Raw genomic sequence first — 3301 nt, 5'->3', positions numbered from 1 at the left:
AAATCATATATAAAAAGGAGAAAAACAATGTTAGAAGAATTTCCAAAAGAGATCGTTGAAGAACTAAGAGCAAAAGATCCACATTTTGATGCTATCGTTACAAAACATGACGAGCTTGATAAAATAGTGACTGAAGTTGAAGAGGGAAGAGAGCATATGGAGGATTTAGAGCTTGAAAAATTAAAGCTTGAAAAACTTAAATTAAAAGATGAAGCTTACTATCTGATAAACAAATATATGAAAGAAAAGGGATTAAAATAATGGGAGAGCATAAAATAAAAAAAACGTTAAATCAAATTTTTGCCCACCCTATACCAACAAACATAGAATGGAAAAATGTAGAACATCTATTGCATCATTACGGCTTTGAGATTGAAAATACCAAAAAAAATCATATTAAAATAGTATCTCAAAACAAAAAAGAACTTATTTTAAAAGTTCATTCTCACGAAATAAGCAGTAAAGATGAGATAGTTAAATTAAGACATTTTTTAGAAGAAAACGGTGTTGCATAGGAGCTTACTCTTTAAAGGCTCCTTTGCTAACAAGTTTTTGATATCTAAGACCAAGCCTTTCACTAGAAGGCATTTGCAAAAGTTCATCTAAAGCATTCAAATAATAATCCTTAAGCACTTTTGCAGCCCCCTCTTTATCTCTATGGGCTCCAATTAGCGGCTCCTCTATAATATCATCAATAAGATTTAGTTTTTTTAGATCTTCAGCAGTTATTTTTAGAGCTTTTGTCGCCTGTTCAACTTTACTTGGATCATTCCACAATATCGCAGCACATCCTTCGGAAGAGATAACGCTAAAAACAGAATATCTCATCATCGCCAACTTATCAGCAACCCCTATAGCTAAAGCTCCACCGCTTCCACCTTCACCGATAACTATAGAGATGGTAATCGTATCTAATCTACTAAATTCTAAAAGATTTCTTGCTATTGCTTCGCTTTGCCCTCTCTCTTCGGCACCGACACCTGGATATGCTCCCGGCGTGTCTATAAGCATCAATATAGGAATTTTAAATTTTTCGGCAAGTTTCGCCGCGCGAAGCGCCTTTCTATAACCTTCGGGATGGGGCATTCCAAAATTTCTTTTTAATTTATTTTTAGTACCTCTTCCTTTTTGTTCACCTATCAATAAGGTTCTTTGACCATCAATATATCCAAGATAACAGATAATCGCAGGGTCGTCTCTGTAACTTCTATCTCCATGTATCTCATAAGCATCTTCCATCAAAAGTCTAACATAATCAAGCGCATAAGGCCTATCTGGATGCCTAGCAAGCTGAAGTTTTTGATAATCTGATAGATTTTTATAGGTTTTGGCAACCTCTTTTTCCAAATCTTTTTTCAATATCTCAACGGCGGCCTCATCTCCTCTTGCACGAGCAGAATCGATCTGTTCTTCAATCTGTTTGATTTTTTGTTCAAAATCCAAGTATGTTGCCAAAACTAATCCTTAAACTTTTTTAAATATAACAACCCCGTTTGTTCCACCAAATCCAAAAGAGTTGCTCATAACTACATTTAGCTCAGCTTCTCTTGCTTCATTTGGAACATAATCAAGATCACATTCGGGATCAGGAACTTCATAGTTTATAGTAGGAGGAATAACTCCTTTTTCCATAGCCATTAAAGATATAACCGCCTCAAGTGCTCCTGCCGCACCCAAGCAGTGCGCGATTTGACCTTTAGTAGAGCTAACTGGTGGGCAATTATCTTTTGAGCCAAAAAGTTTTTTTATCGCCATTGTTTCATACATATCATTATATTTAGTGCTTGTTCCGTGTGCGTTTACATAGTCTACTTTTGGACGTCCAGCCATTTCAAAAGCTGCTTTCATAGCTCTATAGGCCCCTTCGCCTTGTGGCGCCGGGGTAGTTATGTGATTGGCGTCTCCACTCTCACCAAAACCAATAATCTCTCCATATATTTTTGCGCCTCTTTTTTTAGCCGCTTCATACTCTTCAAGCACTAAAGCTCCGGCACCTTCACCCATTACAAAGCCGTTCCTTTTAGCATCAAATGGACGTGAAGCGTGTTTTGGATCGTCATTTCTCGTTGAAAGGGCTTTCATAGCGGCAAATCCACCTATACCGATAGGACATATAGCGGCTTCCGCTCCAACCACTAACATTCTATCGGCCCCACCTAAAAGAATGGTTTTTGTGGCTTCCGTGATAGCGTGCGTCCCGGCCGCGCAAGCTGTAACGCTTGAAAGATTTGGTCCTTTTAATTTATGTTCAATAGAGATAAATCCTCCTAGCATATTTACTAAAGCTGAAGGAATGAAAAAAGGGCTAATTCTTTTTGGTCCTCTTGTTTCGCAAATGATCGCGTTTTTTTCGATATTTATAAGCCCCCCTATCCCGGAAGCAGAACTTATACCAAATCTCTCCCTATCTATACTATCATCAATTGCGGCATCCTCCATGGCCTCTTTAGCCGCTTTTATTCCAAGATGAATAAATCTATCCGCTTTTTTTACCTCTTTTGGATCCATTACCGTTTTTGGATCAAAATCTTTTACCTCTGCCGCAATTTGCACAGATTGATTTGATGCGTCAAAAGAGGTTATTTTGTCTATTCCGCATTCACCGTTGATAATAGCCTCAAAGGAGCTATCTTTATCGTGCCCTAAAGAGTTAATCATACCAAGACCAGTTATTACAACTCTTTTCACTATATATCCTTTAGTTACTTAAGTATTAAGTATTAAAAGCTAAATCAGTAACTCTTAATACTTAATACAAATTTGCAGGCTAAAGCCTGCAAAAATTATGATTTGTGCTCTTCTATATATTTTACAGCGTCACCAACTGTTTGAATCTTTTCTGCATCTTCATCAGGAATTTCAATACCAAACTTTTCTTCAAGAGCCATAACAAGCTCTACAACATCCAAACTATCAGCGCCCAAATCTTCAACAAATTTTGAATCCTCTTTTACTTCATCCGGATTTGCGTTAAGCTGCTCAACAACTACTTCTTTAACTTCATCAAAAAGTGCCATATTAACTCCTTTGAAATTTTTAAATCGTCCAATTTTATCAAAAAAAGAATTAATTGGACATTAGACATTGGACATTGGTAAATGGGAATTAGGAATTGGGAATTATGCCCTCTCTCATCATTTTGACCCTTACCTCCTTCTCCCCTTACCACCTTCTCCCTTCAACCTACAGCCTTCCACCTTCCACCTAACTACTCAACCACTCAACTATTTTAACTATTTTAACCAAATTAGACATTGGACATTGGTAAATGGGAATTAGGAATTGGGAATTATGCCCTCTC

General features: G+C 37.1%; 5 protein-coding genes. 2 read left to right on the top strand and 3 right to left on the bottom strand.

Translation table 11 applies throughout. From position 1 onward, the window contains the following. Together AC30RD_RS07425 and AC30RD_RS07420 are read left to right on the top strand one after the other, a co-directional pair. Positions 1-261 (top strand): DUF465 domain-containing protein (locus tag AC30RD_RS07425; RefSeq protein WP_489493797.1); only part of this gene is annotated, 261 nt, incomplete at its 5' end. Continuing rightward, positions 261-515, top strand: coding sequence for a hypothetical protein (locus AC30RD_RS07420; RefSeq protein WP_489493796.1), 255 nt, complete (start codon positions 261-263; stop codon positions 513-515). The genes AC30RD_RS07425 and AC30RD_RS07420, both read left to right, overlap by 1 nt. 4 nt (positions 516-519) lie before the next feature. On the opposite strand, the gene accA is transcribed toward AC30RD_RS07420, so the two are convergent. The 3 genes from accA to acpP form a co-directional block, all read right to left on the bottom strand. Further along, positions 520-1455: an acetyl-CoA carboxylase carboxyl transferase subunit alpha gene (gene accA, locus AC30RD_RS07415; RefSeq protein WP_489493795.1), complete on the bottom strand. Its 936-nt coding sequence runs from the start codon at positions 1453-1455 to the stop codon at positions 520-522. Between the two features lie 9 nt (positions 1456-1464). Next, complete coding sequence (locus AC30RD_RS07410) at positions 1465-2688, bottom strand: beta-ketoacyl-ACP synthase II (protein ID WP_489493793.1); 1224 nt, start codon at positions 2686-2688, stop codon at positions 1465-1467. Positions 2689-2783: 95 nt separating this feature from the next. Then, a complete protein-coding gene (acpP, locus tag AC30RD_RS07405) occupies positions 2784-3017 on the bottom strand; it encodes an acyl carrier protein (RefSeq protein WP_187647305.1) in 234 nt (77 codons plus the stop codon). Positions 3018-3301 lie beyond the last annotated feature (284 nt).

The sequence above is a fragment of the Nitrosophilus sp. genome (assembly GCF_982775275.1).
This window is presented reverse-complemented; position numbering and strand designations above follow the sequence as displayed.